Annotated in this window: 23 protein-coding genes; 13 read left to right on the forward strand and 10 right to left on the reverse strand. The window is 47.4% G+C overall.

Annotated elements, in window-relative coordinates:
• Nucleotides 1–18: 18 nt before the first annotated feature.
• The 5 genes from NQS30_RS00755 (at nt 19) to NQS30_RS00775 (ending at nt 3,500) form a co-directional block, all read left to right on the forward strand.
• A complete protein-coding gene (locus tag NQS30_RS00755) occupies nt 19–207 on the forward strand; it encodes a CsbD family protein (RefSeq protein ID WP_012118653.1) in 189 nt (62 codons plus the stop codon).
• A gap of 353 nt (nt 208–560) precedes the next feature.
• Entirely contained in the window at nt 561–878 is a 318-nt protein-coding gene (gene ureA / locus NQS30_RS00760) for an urease subunit gamma (RefSeq protein ID WP_007407581.1), read from the forward strand.
• Nucleotides 875–1,249, forward strand: a complete 375-nt coding sequence (gene ureB / locus NQS30_RS00765) for an urease subunit beta (protein WP_012118652.1) — start codon at nt 875–877, stop codon at nt 1,247–1,249. The genes ureA and ureB overlap by 4 nt, the downstream gene beginning before the upstream one ends.
• Nucleotides 1,246–2,955 carry an urease subunit alpha gene (gene ureC, locus NQS30_RS00770; RefSeq protein ID WP_007407580.1) on the forward strand — a complete coding sequence of 570 codons (1,710 nt, stop codon included), beginning with the start codon at nt 1,246–1,248 and terminating at the stop codon, nt 2,953–2,955. The genes ureB and ureC overlap by 4 nt, the downstream gene beginning before the upstream one ends.
• Nucleotides 2,956–3,095: 140 nt before the next feature.
• Nucleotides 3,096–3,500: an Rrf2 family transcriptional regulator gene (locus tag NQS30_RS00775; protein ID WP_007614341.1), complete on the forward strand. Its 405-nt coding sequence runs from the start codon at nt 3,096–3,098 to the stop codon at nt 3,498–3,500.
• A 330-nt stretch (nt 3,501–3,830) separates the two neighbouring features.
• On the opposite strand, the gene xynA is transcribed toward NQS30_RS00775, so the two are convergent.
• From xynA to cls, 3 genes are all read right to left on the reverse strand, one after another.
• Nucleotides 3,831–4,472: an endo-1,4-beta-xylanase XynA gene (gene xynA, locus NQS30_RS00780; RefSeq protein WP_007407578.1), complete on the reverse strand. Its 642-nt coding sequence runs from the start codon at nt 4,470–4,472 to the stop codon at nt 3,831–3,833.
• A gap of 478 nt (nt 4,473–4,950) precedes the next feature.
• Nucleotides 4,951–5,337, reverse strand: a complete 387-nt coding sequence (locus NQS30_RS00785; RefSeq protein WP_064115301.1) for a DUF5362 family protein — start codon at nt 5,335–5,337, stop codon at nt 4,951–4,953.
• 136 nt (nt 5,338–5,473) lie between these two features.
• Nucleotides 5,474–6,922: a cardiolipin synthase gene (gene cls, locus NQS30_RS00790; RefSeq protein ID WP_012118648.1), complete on the reverse strand. Its 1,449-nt coding sequence runs from the start codon at nt 6,920–6,922 to the stop codon at nt 5,474–5,476.
• 220 nt (nt 6,923–7,142) lie between these two features.
• Between cls and NQS30_RS00795 the strand changes: the two genes are divergently transcribed.
• Nucleotides 7,143–7,580, forward strand: coding sequence for a DUF5392 family protein (locus NQS30_RS00795; RefSeq protein ID WP_007614328.1), 438 nt, complete (start codon nt 7,143–7,145; stop codon nt 7,578–7,580).
• A 31-nt stretch (nt 7,581–7,611) separates the two neighbouring features.
• Here the strand turns inward: NQS30_RS00795 and NQS30_RS00800 are convergent, their stop codons facing one another.
• Nucleotides 7,612–8,061 (reverse strand): DUF5362 family protein, encoded by a 450-nt coding sequence (locus tag NQS30_RS00800; RefSeq protein WP_007407573.1) that lies wholly within the window; start codon nt 8,059–8,061, stop codon nt 7,612–7,614.
• A complete protein-coding gene (locus tag NQS30_RS00805) occupies nt 8,058–8,549 on the reverse strand; it encodes a GNAT family N-acetyltransferase (RefSeq protein ID WP_089072492.1) in 492 nt (163 codons plus the stop codon). The genes NQS30_RS00800 and NQS30_RS00805 overlap by 4 nt, the downstream gene beginning before the upstream one ends.
• A gap of 138 nt (nt 8,550–8,687) precedes the next feature.
• On the opposite strand from NQS30_RS00805, the gene spoIIQ reads away from it, so the two are divergent.
• Both spoIIQ and NQS30_RS00815 read left to right on the forward strand, forming a co-directional pair.
• Entirely contained in the window at nt 8,688–9,557 is an 870-nt protein-coding gene (spoIIQ, locus tag NQS30_RS00810) for a stage II sporulation protein SpoIIQ (protein WP_007407571.1), read from the forward strand.
• Nucleotides 9,558–9,648: 91 nt separating this feature from the next.
• The gene (locus tag NQS30_RS00815; RefSeq protein WP_007407570.1) at nt 9,649–10,071 is read left to right on the forward strand and encodes a VanZ family protein; all 423 of its coding nucleotides are present in this window, start codon (nt 9,649–9,651) and stop codon (nt 10,069–10,071) included.
• A 15-nt stretch (nt 10,072–10,086) separates the two neighbouring features.
• Here NQS30_RS00815 and NQS30_RS00820 read toward each other — a convergent pair whose 3' ends face one another.
• Entirely contained in the window at nt 10,087–10,662 is a 576-nt protein-coding gene (locus tag NQS30_RS00820) for an undecaprenyl-diphosphatase (RefSeq protein WP_059367654.1), read from the reverse strand.
• Between the two features lie 164 nt (nt 10,663–10,826).
• Here NQS30_RS00820 and ftsW point away from each other — a divergent pair, with 164 nt between their 5' ends.
• Entirely contained in the window at nt 10,827–11,981 is a 1,155-nt protein-coding gene (gene ftsW, locus NQS30_RS00825; RefSeq protein WP_218791403.1) for a putative lipid II flippase FtsW, read from the forward strand.
• 52 nt (nt 11,982–12,033) lie between these two features.
• Here the strand turns inward: ftsW and NQS30_RS00830 are convergent, their stop codons facing one another.
• Nucleotides 12,034–12,384: a P-II family nitrogen regulator gene (locus tag NQS30_RS00830; RefSeq protein WP_003151222.1), complete on the reverse strand. Its 351-nt coding sequence runs from the start codon at nt 12,382–12,384 to the stop codon at nt 12,034–12,036.
• Between the two features lie 17 nt (nt 12,385–12,401).
• A complete protein-coding gene (locus NQS30_RS00835) occupies nt 12,402–13,613 on the reverse strand; it encodes an ammonium transporter (RefSeq protein WP_003151223.1) in 1,212 nt (403 codons plus the stop codon).
• 252 nt (nt 13,614–13,865) lie between these two features.
• Here NQS30_RS00835 and NQS30_RS00840 point away from each other — a divergent pair, with 252 nt between their 5' ends.
• The 3 genes from NQS30_RS00840 to NQS30_RS00850 all read left to right on the forward strand — a co-directional run bounded on the left by NQS30_RS00840 (nt 13,866) and on the right by NQS30_RS00850 (nt 17,410).
• Nucleotides 13,866–14,432: an isochorismatase family protein gene (locus NQS30_RS00840; RefSeq protein ID WP_012118644.1), complete on the forward strand. Its 567-nt coding sequence runs from the start codon at nt 13,866–13,868 to the stop codon at nt 14,430–14,432.
• Nucleotides 14,429–15,793 carry an MFS transporter gene (locus tag NQS30_RS00845; protein ID WP_122504237.1) on the forward strand — a complete coding sequence of 455 codons (1,365 nt, stop codon included), beginning with the start codon at nt 14,429–14,431 and terminating at the stop codon, nt 15,791–15,793. The genes NQS30_RS00840 and NQS30_RS00845 overlap by 4 nt, the downstream gene beginning before the upstream one ends.
• 162 nt (nt 15,794–15,955) lie before the next feature.
• Entirely contained in the window at nt 15,956–17,410 is a 1,455-nt protein-coding gene (locus NQS30_RS00850) for an NCS1 family nucleobase:cation symporter-1 (RefSeq protein WP_122504236.1), read from the forward strand.
• A gap of 35 nt (nt 17,411–17,445) precedes the next feature.
• On the opposite strand, the gene NQS30_RS00855 is transcribed toward NQS30_RS00850, so the two are convergent.
• Nucleotides 17,446–18,642, reverse strand: a complete 1,197-nt coding sequence (locus tag NQS30_RS00855) for an MFS transporter (protein WP_012118641.1) — start codon at nt 18,640–18,642, stop codon at nt 17,446–17,448.
• A gap of 24 nt (nt 18,643–18,666) precedes the next feature.
• Complete coding sequence (locus NQS30_RS00860) at nt 18,667–19,080, reverse strand: MarR family winged helix-turn-helix transcriptional regulator (protein ID WP_007407562.1); 414 nt, start codon at nt 19,078–19,080, stop codon at nt 18,667–18,669.
• Nucleotides 19,081–19,411: 331 nt separating this feature from the next.
• On the opposite strand from NQS30_RS00860, the gene spoIIID reads away from it, so the two are divergent.
• Nucleotides 19,412–19,693, forward strand: a complete 282-nt coding sequence (gene spoIIID / locus NQS30_RS00865; RefSeq protein WP_003151236.1) for a sporulation transcriptional regulator SpoIIID — start codon at nt 19,412–19,414, stop codon at nt 19,691–19,693.
• Nucleotides 19,694–19,854 lie beyond the last annotated feature (161 nt).

The following is a 19,854-nucleotide window of genomic DNA, read 5'->3' on the forward strand; positions in this document are numbered from 1 at the left end:
AAAGGAGCTGAAGAGATCATGAGTCAAGATAACGGTTTAAAAGACAAAGTAAAAGGCGGCATGAACAAAATGAAAGGGGAAGCAAAGGACAAAGCAGGCGACATGGCAAACAAGTCCGACTTAAAAGCGGAAGGTAAAAAAGACAAAGCGAAAGGCAGCCTGCAAAAGGGTGTCGGCAAAACGAAAGATAAACTCAGTGATGATTAATTTGATAGTGAAACACAGCAAAAGCCCAAAATATTTTGGGCTTTTTGTTATGAGAAATGACAAAAATTCCAGTTCATTTGGTTAATATTCACTAAATTTTTAAATATTCTATAAATTCCCCGGCGATTTCTTTATAATATTCACATAGAATGTAACCTTTCTTCACATTTGATTAAACGTTTGTTGAAGAAAAAAATGAGAAATCGGTAATTTCTGCAAAAGGAATCGGGTCGTTCACCGTCGAATAACTTTTATCACTTAACATTTCATGAGGTGAAGGGGGTGACGGCCGCCTGCATCGTTTCGGTATGACCATGCGGATTGTGTTTGACTATCACTAAGGGGGAATACAGATGAAACTGACACCGGTTGAACAAGAAAAATTGCTTATTTTTACGGCGGGAGAGCTCGCTAAGCAGCGGAAGGCGCGCGGCGTTCTGCTGAATTATCCCGAAGCCGCCGCATATTTGACCTGTTATCTGATGGAAGGCGCGAGAGACGGAAAAAGCGTTGCTGAGCTGATGGAATCCGGCCGCAATGTATTGACGGAAAAAGACGTTATGGAAGGCGTTCCGGAAATGCTGGACAGCATTCAGGTGGAAGCGACGTTCCCGGACGGGGTTAAGCTTGTCACCGTTCATCAGCCGATCAAAGCGGAGGTGAAGTCATGAAGCCGGGAGCGATTCAAGTCGCAAAGGGGATCATCACCATTAATGAAGGCCGGAAGACGCTGGAGGTGTCAGTCACCAATAACGGAACACGGTCAGTGCAGGTAGGATCGCATTTTCATTTTGCCGAAGCCAACGGCGCCCTTTCCTTCAATCGGGACAAAGCAATCGGCATGCGCCTTGATATCCCGTCAGGCACATCTGTCCGTTTTGAACCGGGAGAAGAGAAAACCGTCACGCTCGTGGAAATCGGAGGGCGAAAAACGGTCAGAGGTCTCAACGGCATGGCCGATACGTATATGGATGAGCGGGGAAAAGAGAAGACCCTGTCAAATCTTAAAAAAGCCGGATGGATGGAGGAGGCGATTCGATGAAAATGTCACGTGAGCAATACGCAGAACTGTTCGGACCGACAACGGGAGACAAAGTCAGACTCGGAGATACGGATTTATGGATTGAAGTCGAAAAAGATTTCACGAATTACGGTGAAGAAATGATTTTCGGCGGAGGGAAAACAATCCGGGACGGCATGGGGCAGAACGGGCGTATCACCGGGAAAGACGGAGCGCTTGATCTGGTCATTACAAACGCCGTTATCCTGGATTATACCGGAATCGTCAAGGCGGATATCGGGGTGAAGGACGGCCGGATTGTCGGCGTCGGAAAAAGCGGCAATCCTGATATCATGGATGGGGTGGACCCGCACATGATTATCGGTGCCGGAACAGAAGTCATTTCCGGCGAAGGGAAAATCGTAACGGCCGGCGGGGTGGATACGCATATCCACTTTATCTGCCCGCAGCAGATGGAAGTCGCGCTTTCTTCAGGCGTGACCACGCTTCTCGGCGGCGGAACGGGTCCTGCGACGGGAAGTAAAGCGACGACTTGTACATCCGGTGCATGGTACATGTCGAGAATGCTGGAAGCGGCCGAGGAGTTTCCGATCAACGTCGGTTTCTTAGGAAAAGGGAATGCATCCGATAAAGCGCCGCTGATCGAGCAGGTGGAAGCAGGCGCGATCGGCCTGAAGCTGCATGAAGATTGGGGATCAACGCCAAGCGCCATTAAAGCTTGCATGGAAGCAGCGGATGAGGCGGACATTCAGGTGGCAATCCATACAGACACGATAAATGAAGCGGGCTTTTTAGAAAATACGCTTGATGCGATCGGCGACCGGGTTATCCATACATATCACATAGAGGGAGCCGGCGGAGGCCACGCACCGGATATTATGAAACTCGCATCTTACGCCAATATCCTGCCGTCCTCTACGACGCCGACGATCCCGTATACCGTCAACACGATGGACGAGCATCTTGATATGATGATGGTCTGCCATCATTTAGATTCAAAAGTGCCTGAAGACGTGGCGTTCAGTCATTCACGCATCAGAGCGGCCACCATTGCGGCGGAGGATATTCTGCACGATATCGGCGCGATCAGCATGACGTCATCTGACTCGCAGGCGATGGGCAGGGTGGGAGAAGTGATTATCCGGACATGGCAGGTTGCCGATAAAATGAAAAAACAGCGCGGCGCTCTATCAGGAGAAAACGGCAATGACAATGTGCGTGCCAAACGCTATATCGCCAAATACACGATCAACCCGGCTGTCACTCACGGCCTGAGCCATGAAGTCGGTTCCGTTGAAAAAGGAAAGCTCGCCGACCTTGTACTATGGGACCCGGTTTTCTTCGGCGTCAAACCTGAACTTGTGCTCAAAGGCGGCATGATCGCCCGCGCCCAGATGGGAGATCCGAATGCTTCCATTCCGACGCCTGAGCCCGTGTTTATGCGGCAGATGTACGCATCATACGGTAAAGCAAACCGAAATACCTCTATTACATTTATGTCCCAGGCCGGTATCGCAAACGGTGTGCCGGAAAAGCTCGGCCTTGAAAAAATGATTTCTCCCGTACGGAATATCCGTAAGCTGAGTAAGCTCGACATGAAGCTGAATGACGCGATGCCGAATATACAAGTCGATCCGAAAACCTATCAGGTGTTCGCCGACGGAGAAGAGCTGGCATGCCAGCCCGTCAGCTATGTTCCGCTCGGACAGCGTTATTTCTTATTTTAATCCCTCTTCGGCCGGTTTCCCGCCGGCCTGTTTACCCTCTATTGCCAACTTGATTTCATCCTGCCGCCCGTTTTAGTGTATATTAGTAGTTGACAAACAAATGAAATGTAACTATTACGGTTACAACGGTGGTGAAAAACATGATTAACAGCCGTCTTGCTGTGGCCATTCACATTCTATCGCTGATCTCAACGGATGAACGGGCGTCATCGGACATGATTGCGGGCAGCGTAAACACCAATCCCGTCGTCGTGCGGAGAACGATCAGCCAGCTGAAAAAAGCGGGTATTCTGACTTCCCGGGCGGGTGTTCCGGGAGCCAGCCTGAAAAAAGATCCGTCGGAGATCACCCTCTTAGAGGTTTACAGGGCGGTGCAGAATAGGGAAGAGCTTTTTGCGGTTCACGACAATCCGAACCCCGACTGTCCGGTCGGCAAAAATATTCAGCGCGCGCTCGATGAGACGTTCGGAAGCGTACAGCGGGCAATGGAGAATGAACTTGCGAGCAAGTCCCTTTATGATGTAATGAATCATCTCTTTTGTTAAAAAGAGATGGGTTCATGCCGCTAGCGTTGTAACAAAAATGGTTGCAAGTGATAATGAGGAAATCACGGTTTTGGCTCCATATTCAGACAAGCCTGGATGCGGGATTGCGATCTGTTTAATGAAGAATCCTCCGAAACTAAAGGAGGTGGTTACCGGGATATTTTTATTTCGCTTAAGACTTATGTGAAGGTGTCAGCTGTGAGCAAGTTAAACAAAAAATGATATCCTGCCTCCGATATTGCCAAAACCGTTCGCCTCTTAACAATCATTATAAAATTTCTCAAGGAACGATCAGCAGCCCGTTAGCTGCCCCTAATTAAAGATGAGCTGTTACCACACTGTTACATTAGAACTTCCGCTGCTTTTATATCCTTCTGTCGCTAAGACTTGATAAGCCCAATTACTGCCCAGATTCATTCCATGGCTCTTCCAGGCGTTAACATGATTGCTGAAAGTGATTGCAGCGTTGCTTCCGGTTGGTCTCTTCGACTGGCGAACACTCCAGTACTGCGTAAAAGTAGTGTTATCGCCATCAATGGAAGGTGCGTTATAACGTGTCGTTGTATATATGTCATATGTACCTCCATCACTCTTTACAGTACCTTTATACGTTCCGGTAGGTCTGTAAGTACCCCATGAATCCACTACATAATATTCGATGAGAGGTGCTCTCGTCCAGCCATATAAAGTCAAATATCCATTGCCATTCGGCGCCCAGACTCCGGCATTATAGTTTATTGTTCTAAATGGCGAGCCTGTAGTCCAGCCTTTACCAACAACGAAATTTCCGGTATTAGACCAATTAACACTGTAATTCCCGCCAGATCCATTGACAGCGTTGACTGTTCCGCCCCCATCAGTCCAATTTTGCCAGTAATCTGTGCCAGCTGCAGAGGCGGTTGCCGAAAACATGCTGATACTCATGAAAGCAGCCGTTAATCCAACTAAGAATTTCTTTTTAAACTTAAACATATGTTACCTCCTATACTATTTTTTCTGACTTTGACATGAGGCAGCACTCGTAAATATTTAACGAACGCCAACGCTTTTGATCGTTCCTTTCAATATAATAGCATGAATACATGAGTGAATATTAAGAACAATTGTAATTTAATTACAAAGACCCAAAAAATTGTATGATGAGTGGTCTTGTCCCATCAGGGCTTTTATCCTTATTTTGCAGAATCACAATTCTTGCTTCTAAACCTGATCAGGAACAGTCGAACAATTGAGTGATTTCAGTTGAAACTCTGAGGAAAAGCTTTATTTGAATAAACTTTTTTGAGCTGAAGCCGGAATGTCTGAAAGAATATTTGCAGACAGCTGCATCAGCTGCGCCATTATGCCATCGCCGTATTGGCAAATCCGAAGCACAAAAACGAACGCTTTACCGTTATTGAAGAAGCGGAATAAGAAAAAATCCCGGGCGGATGCGCCGGGATTTTCCTTTTTAATATGTATTGGCATCAATATTATTAAACACGCCGTCCACGATGCCGAGCGTCATGAGGACAATGAAGAGAACGATACCGAGAACGGACAAGCCGATCGTCACAATCAGGTAGATCCCCTGCATTTTCACGAACTTTGCATAATTCTCCAGCATATGTTCCTCTGTCAGTTCATTGAACTGCTCCGCCATCTGTCCCGCTTCATTTGCCGAGCGCATCAGAAAAATGCCGGCAATGATCTGCAGAACGCCGGGAATGGCTCCGATTAAAAAGAAAAACGCGCCCGACAGCGCCGCAAACGCACCCACGATAATAAATAAAATACCTGTCGCTTTTCCCCATTTCGAAATAGAAATAAGCGAACGATTCACTGATTCAGGTTTCAAACTATGGCACTCCTTTACAAAAAAATACTCACTTTTCATTTATACACTATTCGGTCATTCTTTTGAATATAAAATGTGTTTTTTCATGCCGTGTCCGTTTTTATATCAGAAAATTCCCGAGAAAACACCCCGGGAATTACAAAATCGGCGAAAGAAGTCTTGAAATCGATTCTTTAATGCGGATCCACAGCGAACGCTCCTGATATTCTTCATACGTATATTTTCTGGAGACGAGCAGATCTTCTTTAAATGAGGAAATGAGTTTTTTCGCAATGGTGACGTCATAAATAAAGGCGTTGACTTCAAAATTAAGTCTGAAGCTTCTGACGTCGATATTCGCCGTACCGACTGAAGCCGTCTCATCATCGACGACAATCGTTTTTGCATGAATAAAGCCGTTATCGTAAATGTAGACTGAGGCTCCGGCTTTCAAAAGATCGCCGATGTAAGATAAAGTCGCCCAGTAAACGAAAGCGTGATCCGGCTTGTTCGGAATCATGATTTTGACGTCGATGCCTGACAGACAGGCGATCCTGAGGGCATCTAAAAGACTTGAGTCAGGAATAAAGTAAGGCGTCTGAATCAGGATCGACCGTTTGGCCGTTGAGATCATCTTGATATAGCCGTTTTTAATTTGTTCCCATTCTGAGTCCGGTCCGCTCGTGACAATCTGCATCCCGACGTTGCCCTTCGGCTCGCATTCCGGAAAATGATTCGGAACGTATGTGAGCGTATGATGATGGGAGGCTTGGTTCCAATCGAGGATAAACCGTGTCTGAATGGCGTGTACCGCCGTGCCTTGAAGCCTGAGGTGCGTATCGCGCCAGTAGCCGAATTTCGGATTCAGGCCGAGATATTCATCTCCGACGTTAAAGCCGCCGACATAGCCGGTTTCGCCGTCAATGATGACGAGCTTGCGGTGATTCCGGTAATTGAGCCGCAAATTAATCGGACGAAGCCTGGAAGGAAAAAAGACTTCCACATGGCCGCCGGCGTCCCGCAGCGGTTTGAAGAATTTTTTTCTGAGTGATCTTGAACCGAGTTCATCATATAACACTCTGACTTTTACGCCTTCCCGTGCTTTTTTCACTAAAGCATCGCGCAATTTTTTTCCCAGTTCATCACCTTTATAAATATAGTATTGAAGGTGAATATGATCTTTTGCGTTGGAAATGTCCTTCATTAAGCGTTTGAACTTATCGCGCCCGTCCGTCAAAATCTCCACCGAATTATCCTCTGTAAAGACTGCGTGGTTGTTCATGACAAGCATATAGATGAGGTCTTTATTATCCACAGTCGCCCTGTTGTTAAATTGGAATTGCCTCGACTTCAGATCCTTCAGCTGAGACTTCAGCAGCTTTTCAATCCCGATTTTTTTACGGTCTTCCCATTGAAACAGATGCTTGCGTCTCAGGTTATGGCCGAATAACAGGTATAAAATAAACCCTAAAATGGGAATAAAAAAAAGAACCAAGAGCCAAGCCCATGAAGCGCTGGCATCGCGTCTTTCTTTAAAAATCATGATGACGGCCAAAAGTATATTTAAAACGAAAAAAAATCCGAATAAAATAAATGAAATGCTCACTTTGCAACCCCGCTATATCATATTTATCAAGACTGTGCCCATTAGTATTCCGACAAGTGCAGCAATCTGATTCCCATTTCAAATTATAACATTGACATTTTGAAAGAATAAAGAGCCGGAATCAAAGATGAATGCAGTTTTCTTTCAAAGAAAGTTCCGGGTGCGGTAAAATATGCATATATGAAAAAGAAGACAAAAATGACAGCAAAGGGGAGAGGGCATGAAGCTGGAGCATGCGGAACAATTGCCGGGATTCATAAAAAAAGAAATTCAGAAAATACAAATCGCCATCGCGCCGCTGATGAAAAAAAGCATCATTTACCGTTTTCTTGCTTTCCCGCTCGCCGCTTTTAGTCTGTTTCATCTGGCATCGCTTTTGATTCAGGCCCCTTCCGGGAGAGGAGCTCTCGTATCGGCCGGCATTTTTGCCCTCCTTGCGGCTCTGGGTCTTGCGTTTTTTAAGGAAGCCGGCTATCAGCGGAAACAGGTGCAAAAAACGATCCGCCTTTATATGCTGAACAGAATCAGAAAAAGCGACATTCTGTCCGAGGAACGGAAAAGCGCCTATACCCGGCTGATTGCCGAGGAGCCGTCTGCGATGAAGAGCTTTATTGAATTTTTAACGGAAGAAGACCGGAAAAAAGAAATGCTTTATTAAAAAAGAGCTGACACGCGATCAGCTCTTTTTGTCATTCAAACACCGGGTCGTTCTCATAGTAATATGAATCAGGCGTGTCATACGTATCAGTGCTGTGATAAGCGATAATTCCGATGACAGCGAAGATGACGACTAAAATAAAAGCGAGAATGCCCAATACCACACTGGATGCCGCGTAAAAAAACTGCATTTTGATAAATGACGCGTAATGTGCAAGCATATTTTCTTCCGCGTTTTCTTCTAGTCCTTCCTGAAGGGCGGCAGCCGCTTTTGCCGAGCGCATCAGCATGACGCCGGAAATGATGAGCAGAACCCCCGGAATGGCTCCGAGCAGCGTCACAATGGCTGACAGAGCGGAAAGAGAGCCCGTGATGATCAGAAACACGGCGGTGATCTTTCCCCATTTGGCGATGTCGGCAAGGGAACGGGCTTTTTTATTGAGCGGCTGGTTTTCGTCTTTGTCTTTATCGATGGTGATCATGACAGTTCTCTCCCTAAAATGTTCAAGTCATATCGTTTTCCGTCCATTTCGGCGATACCCGGGAATACGCCCCATTCGGTAAAACCGAATTTTTCAAACAGCTTAATGCTCGGCACATTATGTCCGAAGATAAAAGCCATCAGGCTGCGGATGCCGATTGCCGGAGCGAGTGCCAGGGCTTCTTTCAGCAGAAAGCTTCCTGCTCCTTTGCCGCGGCAATCCTGATGCAGATAGATGCTGATTTCCGCCGTTTTGTCATAGGCAGGACGGCCGTAAAACGTTTCAAAGCTGATCCAGGCCGCCACTTTGCCGGTTTCATCTTCCGCGACCATCAGCGGGCGCCGGTCCGTGTGCCGCAAAAACCAATCCATCCGGTCTTCGGGCGTCACTTCTTCCGTATCAGCCGTTACCATTCGTGAGGCAATCGTCGAGTTGTATATGGCCACCACCGCATCTAAATCCTCCAATACGGCTTTGCGCAGGGTCAAATTCATATTCCGGGATCTCCCTTCACATTTTATTACATAATCAAGTGCAATCTGCACATACTATTTCCAAAAAAGTTTTTTATGAATGTGTATATATTTTCAGAAAAGTGTTCAGAATGTTGCTGAGGTGATGAACAAATGAGAGAGGAAGAAAAGAAAACTTCTCAAGTCAAAAAACTTCAGCGGTTTTTTCGCAAACGCTGGATATTCCCTGCAATCTACTTAGTCAGTGCGGCCGTCATTTTAACAGCTGTCCTTTGGTATCAATCCGTTTCGAATGATGTGAAGGACAATCTGACGAACAACGGCGGAAACTCCGCGTATGACAGCGGCAAAGACGATGCCGTCGAAGTAGGCAAGTCAATGGAAAACGTCGCAATGCCGGCTGCTCATTCTGAAAATGTTTCTGTTGTGAAAAAGTTTTATGAAACTGATGCCGCAAAAAAAGAGAAAGAAGCAGCACTTGTTAACTATAATAACACGTACAGCCTCAGTAAAGGAATTGACTTAGCTGAGAAAGACGGAAAATCATTTGATGTTTCTGCTTCTCTGAGCGGTACGGTTGTTAAAGCTGCTAAAGACCCGGTACTGGGATATGTGGTTGAAATTGAACACTCAGACGGCCTGTCTACTGTCTATCAGTCTTTATCTGAAGTCAGCGTGGATCAGGGCGACAAAGTAAAGCAGAACCAGGTCATCGGTAAATCCGGAAAAAACCTTTACAGTGAAGAAAGCGGAAATCACGTGCACTTTGAAATCCGCAAGGACGGCGTAGCGATGAACCCGCTCAATTTTATGGACAAGCCGGTAACATCTATTGAAAAAGCGGCGGCTGAAGAGAAAAACGCTGTGACAGAAGAAACGGAAGGGTCAATTCAGCAGTCTTCCGAGAAAAAAGATGTGACGCCTAAAAAAGAAACCGAAGAAAAACCAGGTGACAAAGAGGACGGCACAAAAGACAAGACAGATGGTAAAGATGACGGCTCAATGAAAGATTCGGGCAAGTAATCTTGATCCCAAAGCGCCTATCAGCTCAGATAGGCGCTTTTCATATTGCCGCATGTGCCTTTATACTAGTAGAAAACGAAGGAGATGCTGTTTGAATAAATGTCTGGCGGCCGGGTGGCTCGTCTTTGTTTTCGTTTCTGCTTTGACGGAAAGCTTTCACGATATGATTGTGTCGCAGACGGTGTCCTTCCGTTTCACGCCGCATCCGGATGTGTCCGGTTTCTTTGTGTTCGATATGGCGGAGCTCGCCATACCGGAAGCGGCGATTCAAAAGCTCGGGCACGCGTTTTCATTTTTTGTGCTCGCCTATTTGTTTTTCAGGGAGCGCAGGCGCATGAAGAGGGCGGTGCTGTATGCATTGGCCGCCGCTTTCCTGACAGAAATCGTCCAGCTCTTTTTCGGCAGAAACGGATGCCTCCGCGATGTGCTGATTGACAGTCTCGGCATTGCCGCATTCTGTGCTTTACAAAGGAAAAAGCATACAGCCAAACATACAAAAACCGGCAGTCTGTGACAGACGCCGGCTTTTTTATATATTATGGTTTGTCGATTTGCTTTTATGAACGATACTTTCATAGATTCGCACGATCAGATCGACAATCGGACGAAGCACATTTGAAAATCTGAACAGCAGGAATCCGACAATGAGGGAAACGATAATGCTTCCGAGCACATCGATCGGATAATGGTGGCCGACCCAAATTCTTGAGAAGCCGGTCAAAAGGCCGAAAATCACAAGCGGCCAGCCGAGTTTTTTGTTGCGGAACAGAATCGCAATTGAAATCGCCAATGCGCCTGTCGTATGGTCACTCGGAAATGAAGCATCCGCGGCATGAGGGATCAGCGTATGAACCGTATGCTCGACAAAGGGGCGCGGCTCGATATAGACTTTCGTGATGAGGTAGTTGATGATAAGCGCTGCAACACCCGTGAAGCCCGCGTACAGGGCGTTTTGTCTGCCTTTTGTGCTTCCGAACAGCCACATGGCAAGCAGGAAAAGGGCGTAGGCGTAAATGGCGTATTCCGTAATAAATACCATGATAGAGTCGAGAATGGCACTATGGTGCGACAAACCATTGATCGCTTTAAATAGTTCGTAATTCACAAATATCACCTTTTATCTTTATTTTATATGAACAGTGTAATGCTTTTTTCTATGAGACACAATTGGTATTAAAAATAATCATAAAAAAGTAAACAGAATGAAACGTGACTGTATTACTGTGCGTCAAGTATGCGGGAAAAGAATAGCCGAAGGAGTTTTGTCCGTTGCTGAAACGTTTGAAAAACGCCGATCTGCCGCTTGTGTTTGTCATTATGCTGCTTTGCGGATTCGGCTTGTTAATGGTGTACAGCGCCAGTGATGTGATGGGGTCTCAGCGGTATGGAGATCGATCCTATTTCTTCCATAAACAAAGTACCTCTTTACTGATCGGATTATGCTTATTTCTATTTGCCGCCTGTCTGCCGTATAAGCGGTATGCGCGGCTTGTACCGCTGTTTGTGGTCGGTTCGCTGGTATTGCTGCTGCTCGTATTGATACCGGGAATCGGGCTGGAGCGGAATTTTTCCCGCAGGTGGCTGGGAGCGGGCCCGCTTGTCGTACAGCCGTCTGAATTGGCTAAGATCGCGATGATTTTGTATTTCGCTTCGATTTATACGAAAAAGCAGCCGTACATTCATCAATTTGTGAAAGGGGTTCTGCCGCCTTTAGTGATTTTGGGAACTGCTTTTCTGCTGACATTGGCGGAGCCTGATTTAGGGACGGCTTCCTTAATCCTGGCGGCGTGCGGGTCGATTTTATTATGTGCCGGCTTGAAAAAGCGCCATCTGTTCGTGCTCGGCGCGACGGCGGTGTCCGGGGTTGTTTATCTCGCATTTTCGGCTTCCTATCGTGTGAAGCGCCTCGTTTCCTTTACCAATCCGTTTGGTGACGCGAACGGGGACGGCTATCAGCTGATTCAATCCTATTTTGCTATTTCCGGAGGCGGGCTTTTCGGAAGAGGGCTTGGAAACAGTGTTGAAAAAATGAACTATCTGCCTGAGGCGCATACCGATTTCATTATGGCCGTGATCAGCGAAGAACTGGGGATATTCGGTGTTCTGATCGTTTTGGGATTATATTTTGCGTTAATGCTTCTCGGCGTAAAAACGGCCGTGCGGGCTGATGACCCGTTCGGGAAGCTTCTTGCCATCGGAATTACGTTTCAATTAATGTTTCAGGTTGTATTGAATTTGGGAGCGATGAGCGGACTTCTCCCGGTTACGGGTGTGCCGCTTCCGTTTATCAGCTACGGCGGTTCTTCATTAATTATGACGCTGTTTTTGTGCGGCATACTGGTCAATATCAGTACATATGCGAAAAAACAACCCGTACGGCATAAGCGGCCTGTCCCGCATGAAAAAAAGGTTTCTTCTTTTTAATGAAGCTAGAAAAAACGCCCGGGACATTTCTGTCTCCGGGCGTTCTGCCTGTTTATAAAGCTCCTGGTCCTTCTTCTCCGGTGCGGATATTAATCGTGTTTCCGATTTCATAGACGAATATTTTGCCGTCTCCGGGCTCTCCCGTTTTCAGCACTTTTTTCGCCGTTTCCACGACTTGATCAACGGGGACCTTGCTGACAACGATTTCCACTTTCAGCCGTTCATACACATTGCTTTCAATTTTGACTCCGCGGTACAGTTCGGTGTGGGCTTTTTGAAGGCCGCAGCCGTGTACGTTGGAGAAGGTCAGCGATGTGACTCCGATTTTACCGAGTTCCTGTTTCAATGTTTCAAACTTAGCCGGACGCGTAACGATTTCTACCTTGAACATTTGACCGCTCATCTAAGCCACTCCTCACTTTATAAGTCCTGATATGCTTTTTCCCCGTGCATCGTTAAATCAAGCCCAAGTGACTCTTCTTCTTCACTGGCGCGCAGGGGAATGAACAGACCTACAATTTTAATGATAACGAAAGTGACAATAAATACAAATACATAGGTTGCCGCAATGGCCGCAATCTGCTTCCAGAGCAGTCCCGGATCGCCGTAAAACAGCCCGTTTGCCCCGCCGTCATTGACGGAAGTGGTTGCGAATAAACCGGTCGCGATGCCGCCCCATGTGCCGCCGATCCCATGCAGGCCGAAAGCGTCAAGCGCATCATCATAACCGAAAGTCTTTTTGAGCCAATAAACGCCCCAAAAGCAGACAAGCCCGCCGATGAAACCGATTACAATGGAAGAGAACGGCGTAACGAACCCGGCAGCCGGCGTAATGGCGACAAGCCCGGCGATAGCGCCTGATACAGCGCCCAGCATGGTCGGTTTTTTATTCAGCATCCATTCGATTAAAATCCAGCCGATAATTCCGGCTGCAGCCGCGGTGTTTGTGTTAATGAAGGCAAACATCGCGATACTGTCAAGCGTGAGGGCGCTTCCGACATTGAAGCCGAACCATCCGAACCAGATGAGCGCTCCGCCCAAGAACGTGTAAATTAAGTTGTGAGGCGAAGCCGCCGTGCCGTCCTTGCGTTTCCCGAGCACAATCGCCAGCACAAGCCCTGCGACTCCGGAAGAAATGTGGACGACGTTTCCGCCTGCGAAGTCAAGAGCGCCCATTTGGCCGATCCAGCCGCCGCCCCATACCCAGTGCGCAACGGGCGTATATACGAGGGAAGCCCACAAAAAGGAAAATACAAGAAAAGCACTGAATCTCATGCGTTCAGCAAATGCTCCGGAAATAATGGCCGTTGTCAGTACGGCAAACGTCATTTGGAACATCATGAACAAGGAATGCGGGATCGTATCACTGTAACTTCCGGGTTCAAAGCCGACCCCCTTCAGCCCGGCCCATTCAATCCCGCCAAGCCATGTATTGCCGGGGGCAAAAGCAAGTGAATATCCGTACAAAACCCAAACGACGGATACGATGGCGAGAGAAGAAAAACTATGCATCGCCGTGCTGAGCACATTTTTGCTTTTTACCATTCCGCCGTAAAACAAAGCCAGCCCGGGGGTCATCAGCCACACGAGTAAAGCGCAAAAGAACATAAATACTGTATCGCCCATCTGCATGTTGTATTCCTCCGTCTCATTCAGAATGTAATTGTGATTAATTCATTATTATAGAGAAAAAAGAACGATAAAACATTTTCATGTAAGGTTATCTGACATGGTTTTTTGCGTTCATCATGCTGCTTTTTCAAATGGGTGTCGTGCGACTTTATATCCATAAAAAGAGCGCCGGAGCACGGCGGAAGAAATCCTGTCCGGGAAAGAGTAAAATAAACGGGGTGAGAAACACTAACTGCATCAGGAGGAATCATTATGACAACATCATTAAATCTGCAATTTGAAAAAACGGCTTTGGTCCTTATTGATTTACAAAAAGGCATTGTGCCGATTGATAAAAGCGGTACCGTTGTGCCGAACGCGAAAAAATTAATTGATGTGTTCAGGGAAAAAGGCGGATTTATCAGCTTTGTGAACGTGGATTTTCATGACGGAGCGGATGCGCTGAAGCCGCTGACGGATGAAGAGGCGGCGGGCCATTCGGCTCCGCCGGCGGACTGGGCTGAATTTGTGCCTGACATCGGAGTGAAAGAAAACGATTATACGGTAACAAAACGGCAGTGGGGCGCGTTTTTCGGCACGGACCTGGACCTTCAGCTCAGAAGACGGGGAATCGACACGATTGTGTTATGCGGGATTGCGACAAACATCGGTGTGGAAAGCACGGCGCGAGAAGCTTTTCAGCTCGGGTATCAGCAAGTTTTCGTAACTGACGCGATGGCGACATTCAGCGATGAACAGCACGAAGCGACACTCAAGTTTATCTTCCCGAAAATCGGCAGAAGCCGGACGACGGAAGAATTTATCGCACAGACAAAATGACAATCTCCAAAAAAAGCCGCGTCCTGTTCTTGACGGCCGTGGCTTCGGGGACGATGCTGAACCCATTGAACTCGTCGATGATTTCTCTTGCGCTTCACAGTATTCAGCATGAATTTCACCTGTCGTTTACAACGGTGTCCTGGCTGATATCGTCCTTTTATCTGGCCAGCGCGGTGGCGCAGCCTGTTACCGGGAAGCTCGGTGATATGCTCGGCAGGAAGAAGCTGTTTTTGATCGGGCTTCTGCTTGTTGCCGTCTCAGCGGTCGGCGCGCCGTTTGCGCCGACTTTTATGACTTTGCTGATCATGCGGCTTTTTCAATCGATCGGAAGCAGCGCGATATATCCGTCCGGCGTCGGATTGATCCGTTCAAATATACAGGAGAAGCAGGCTTCGGCGCTGGCCGTCCTGTCAATCTTTGCATCAGCCATGACGGCGCTCGGTCCGACTCTCGGCGGTCTTCTGATCGTTTGGGGAGGGTGGCCGGCGATCTTTTTCGTCAATCTGCCGTTTATCATTCTCAGCTTTTTTCTCGGAATGTATATGTTTCCGAAAGATGAAAAACGCGAGATCGGCGGCTTGAAAGGCGTGCTCCGCCAGCTTGATACGATCGGGATATTTCTGTTTGCCGGGGCGATTATCCTTCTCCTGTCGTTTTTATTGTCCTTCAGTACGAAGCCTCACTATACAGAAGGCGTATTCGGGCTTTTGTTTGTCGGGCTGTTTATCTGGCGCGAGCTGAAAACAGAGAAGCCGTTTATTGATGTCAGGCTGTTTAAAACGCATCGGAAACTATCGTCGGTGTATATTCAATTTATTTTGCTGAATATATTCTTTTACTGCATCTTTTTCGGGCTTCCGAGCTATTTTCAGGATGAAATGCATTTGTCCGTTCAGACAAGCGGATTGATTATGCTGTTTATGTCGGGCATGAGTATTCTGGTGTCGCCTCTGACCGGAAAATGGATAGATAAGAAAGGGCTTCTTCAGCCGATTGTTGCCGGAACCTGCCTGACCGCGATCGGGGCGGTGCTGTTAACGTTTTTCTTTCTTCAGGCGCCCATGATAGGAAAAGGACTGATCCTGTCCGTGCTGGGTGTCGGCTACGGCTTCGGAAATGTCACGTTTCAGGCGGCCATGCTGAAAACGAGCCCCGCCGACATGGTCGGAACAACGTCCGGCCTGTTTCAGACCTGCCGGTATCTCGGTTCGATTTTGTCTTCTGTCATTTTGGGCATTCTTTTCGGAAAAGAAATTACCGCCGGCCATTTTCATATGCTTGGGACGATTCTTATCGTTGTCGGCGCTGTAAGCCTTTTGATGGCGTTCCGGTTTTCGGTTCTCCTCAAAAAAGCCTCTTAACAGGCGCAACAAAAAGAGACGGGCTCTCCCCGTCTCTTTTTTGTGTAATGTGCTCAAAAATCAAAACGATTATTGTCGACAGCGACCAATGTTATTTACGGAATTTTCAGTTATATTTTTTCACATGTGATGTAAGGAAAACGCACATAGGGGAGGGAGAAAATGAAAAAAACAACGAGTGATCGGCTAAGCAACAAAGATTTACTGCCTTTAGAAGACGGCGAACGGACATGGAAAGCGGTGAATTTTGCATCCATCTGGATGGGTTGTATTCATAATATCCCGACCTACGCGACTGTGGGCGGGCTCATTGCGATCGGTCTTTCTCCGTGGCAGGTGCTCGCCATTATCGTGACGGCGTCACTCATTTTGTTCGCCGCTTTGGCCTTGAACGGCCATGCCGGAACGAAATACGGACTGCCTTTTCCGGTCATTATCAGGGCTTCTTACGGAATATACGGGGCTAACATTCCGGCGCTTCTCAGGGCGTTTACAGCCATCATGTGGCTCGGAATTCAAACATTTGCCGGGAGCACGGCTTTGCACATTCTGCTTTTGAACATATGGCCGGGCTGGGGGAGTCTCGGCGGAGATTGGAATATACTCGGGCTTCATCTGCCGGGTTTTCTGTCGTTCATTTTCTTTTGGGGCATTCATCTGCTTGTGCTGCGGCACGGCATGGAATCGATCAAAAAATTTGAAGTGTGGGCGGGCCCGCTTGTTTATCTCGTCTTCGGCGGCATGGTCTGGTGGGCGATAGATATTGCCGGCGGGCTCGGACCGATTTACTCACAGCCGGGAAAGTTCCACACCTTTTCTGAAACGTTTTGGCCGTTTGCAGCAGGGGTGACGGGCATTATCGGAATATGGGCGACGCTGATCCTGAATATCCCTGACTTCACCCGGTTCGCCGCGTCGCAAAAAGAACAGATTCGCGGCCAGTTTTACGGGCTGCCGGGAACGTTTGCGCTGTTCGCGTTTGCAAGCATCACGGTGACATCCGGATCACAAGTAGCATTCGGAGAACCGATTTGGGATGTGGTGGAGATTTTGGCCCGGTTTGATAATCCTTTCGTTATCGCTCTTTCGGTCATCACACTTTGCATCGCCGCCGTCTCGGTTAACGTGGCGGCAAACATCGTGTCACCGGCCTATGACTTGGCGAATGTCCTGCCGAAGTATATTACATTCAGGAGGGGAGGGTATTTGGCCGCCGTTTTGGCTCTGTTCACAATACCGTGGAAGCTGATGGAGAGCGCCACGAATGTTTATGCGTTTCTCGGGCTCATCGGCGGGATGCTCGGACCGGTGGCCGGGGTGATGATGGCTGATTATTTTATCATCAGAAAAAGGCGGCTCTCAGTTGAAGACCTTTATTCGGAAACCGGACAGTACACTTATTACAAAGGCTATAATTACCGGGCCTTTGCCGCGACTTTTCTCGGCGCGTTTATTTCTTTAATCGGGATGTACGTCCCGGCGTTCGCCGGCATCTATGATATCTCCTGGTTTGCGGGTGTCATTTTGTCATGTCTCGTTTATACGGCGCTTATGTATATTCATCCTCCTTATGTAAAAGCGGAGGGACGAATCGCGCGGGAAAGAGCGGCCGAATAAAAAAAGCCGGGGGCTGCCCCCGGCTTTTTGTCATATCAGTCTGCGATTGAAACGTTTCCGTCCGCTTCAAGCGGCGTTCTTTTTTTCTGGCTCCAGCCATACAGGAGCAAAGCAATCAGGACGAACAGCCCCGCTGCCAGATAAATCGAATGGAATCCGGCCGAAGCAACAAAGAGGCCGAATACATAGGATCCGCCGGCAATCCCGCTGTCAAAGAAAGTGAAGAAGGTAGCCGTCGCAAAGCCTGAACGGTGTCCGGGCGAGTTCTGAATCGCCAGCGTCTGCATGCACGGTACGATAGAGCCGTATCCGAGACCGATTACGGCACCGGACAAGAGAAGCATGAGGGCGCTGTTTGTCATCGCCAGCATGCAAAGCCCCGCGGAGAACACGATAATCGACGGATAGATGACGATTCCCGGCCCCACTCTGTCAAACAGCTTTCCTGTGAAAGGACGGGCGGCCATCATCGTCACGGCGAAACAGACGAAGAAATAGCCGCTGACATCCAACAGGTGGATCGTCTTGGCATAAACGGATAAATATGAAGTCACACTTGAATAACAGAAAGAAATGGACAACCCGACAATCGCGATTTTAAGCGCGCCTTTTTCAAACATGTCGGAGAAAGAAAAACGGAAGACAGTCGTTCCGCTGTTGTTTTGATCCGGCACACGAATCATAAAAGCAATCAGCAAGCCTAAAGAAACAAATACGGCAAAAATCGTAAAGAAAACCGGGAACGAGATGACTTTCACAAGACTCAGCCCGAGAAAAGGACCGATCGCCATGGCAAGGTTCATAGACATCGCAAAATAACCGAGCCCCTCGCCGCGCCGCTTGGCGGGAATAATGTCAGCGGCAATTGCGCCCGTAACCGTCGTTAAAATGCTGAACCAGATGCCTTGGAAAAAACGCAGTCCGAGCAGGAGATAGAAATTGTGTAGCGGCAAATACAGATAAGAAGACAGGGCGAACAGCGCCAAGGATACAATCGTCATTCTTTTCTTGCCGAACCGTTCAATAATCGCCCCTGAAAAAGGACGGGTGATAATAGCAGATAACAGGAACAGGCTGATCAAAAGCCCTCCTTGCGATTCACTGCCGCCAAGCTCCTGAATCATATAGATAGGCAGCACGGCCAAAAATGTATAAAAGAACACAAAGACAAATAAATTCACGAGTACGACCATAATAAAATCTTTGGTCCAGATCGAGTCAGATTTACTCAAAAGTACAGCACTTCCCTTTCTTTTCTATTTCGTTAAAAACACATTCAGAAACTCAGAAAAAGCTTCCTTATCTCCATCTTGGAAATCCGCAAGCATGTCTTCCTCGAACTTCAGCATCTCTTGATTGATGCTGTCGTATTTCAATTCAGCTTCCTTCGTCAGGACGACGAGCTTTTCCCGCTTGTCTTCTCCCTGTTCCCGCTGAATCCAGCCGTTTTCTTCAAGGCGTTTGATCGTTCTGGTAACGGTCGGCGCCTCTACGTTCAGATAGGACCAGATTTCTTTTTGGGTCATCGGTCCGATCGTTTTTAAGCAATATAGGATTGACCATTGAGAGGAGTACAGGCCGAATGGTTCCAGCCGTTCATTGGCTTTCTTCGTAATCAGGCGGGCGCATTGATTGATTTGGTGAATGAGGCGTCTGTTGACGTGGATCATTTCCGTTCTCCTTTTCAAAAAACTTACCTAAGTAACTAATTGTGCTGTTTCATTCTACAGCAGGATCGCGCGGATGTAAACCCCCCGATCAAAAAGCAGAAAATTATGACCCGCCCCTTGTCCTTATTGAGTTTTTAGCATATTCCCAATTCATTGCTAATACACTGTTACAAACCTATCAAAGAGAGTGTTTGAGGTGAGGGATCGTGGGCATATTTCTAAAACCTTCTTATATAATCGGACAACGAAGAAGCTGCATCATCAGTGAATCTGTTACAGAATACGGATCTCATTTCACACTTCTCACATCCAACTGGGGAGGTCGAGTGGTGTGCACGATTACATCAAAGAGCGAACAATCAAGATTGGCAAGTATATCGTGGAGACGAAAAAAACCGTTCGTGTCATTGCGAAAGAGTTTGGTGTTTCCAAAAGTACCGTACACAAAGATCTGACAGAGCGCCTGCCTGAAATCAATCCTGACTTGGCGAATGAAGTAAAAGAAATACTCGATTATCATAAATCCATCAGACATTTAAGAGGGGGAGAGGCGACGAAACTAAAGTACAAGAAGGATGAAATTCTTGAAGGGGAGCCCGTTCAGCAGCCGTAGCGCCTGACGTCTGCCGGGCCCTTTTTTCTCCTCCCGGGCGGTTTCGCGAATATCCGCAAAATTTTGTCAAGAACTTATATCGTTCAGCAGCTTTTTTTTGATAAATTATGATAATATATATAATTAGGGCACAATGTGGATATTTTACTGTGAAACAGATA

The organism is Bacillus sp. B1(2022) (genome assembly GCF_040259625.1).
Classification (GTDB): Bacteria; Bacillota; Bacilli; order Bacillales; family Bacillaceae; genus Bacillus; species Bacillus velezensis.